1 protein-coding gene is annotated in these 574 nt (G+C 50.7%); it reads right to left on the bottom strand.

The annotated features are described in order from the left end of the window. Positions 1–115 precede the first annotated feature (115 nt). Positions 116–574, bottom strand: a 459-nt coding sequence (locus tag UF06_RS14425) for an ATP-binding cassette domain-containing protein (protein WP_045571065.1), incomplete at its 5' end; no start/stop codon positions are given.

Here is a 574-nt window from a genome sequence, read left to right as displayed (position 1 = left end):
ATTATGACCTAATTGCTCGACAAGGTGTTGCCCGACCATACCGTTGCCTACCACAACGATGTGGCTCAATGCGTTCTTTACTGGGATCGTTAAAGGACTGTTCATCGCTGCCTCCTTATGCCGTTTGCGCTGCGGTTTTGGGTTTGTCTTCTTTCGAAGCAGGAATCTCGACTTTGGATTGCTTCTCGTAAAGGAACTTCAGCACCGCTTGTCGACACTTCTGATACTGCGCATCATCTGCCAGTGCGACACGCTCACGAGGGCGAGGTAAATTCACTTCTAACACCTCTCCAATGGTTGCTGCCGGTCCGTTAGTCATCATCACGATTTTGTCGGATAGCAGCACCGCTTCATCCACGTCATGGGTGATCATGATGACGGTGTTGTTCAGCTCGGCTTGAATCTTCATCAGTGCATCCTGTAAATGCGCACGAGTTAACGCATCCAACGCGCCAAATGGCTCATCCATTAGCAAAACCTTCGGTTGAAGTGCCAGTGCTCTCGCAATGCCGACTCGCTGCTTCATACCACCCGAGATTTCATCCGGCTTTTTGTGCGCGGCATGCTGCATTTG

The organism is Vibrio sp. S234-5, from assembly GCF_000960595.1.
Lineage (GTDB): Bacteria > Pseudomonadota > Gammaproteobacteria > Enterobacterales > Vibrionaceae > Vibrio.
Note: the sequence above shows the minus strand (reverse complement) of the source record. Positions and strands in the feature narration are given on the sequence as shown.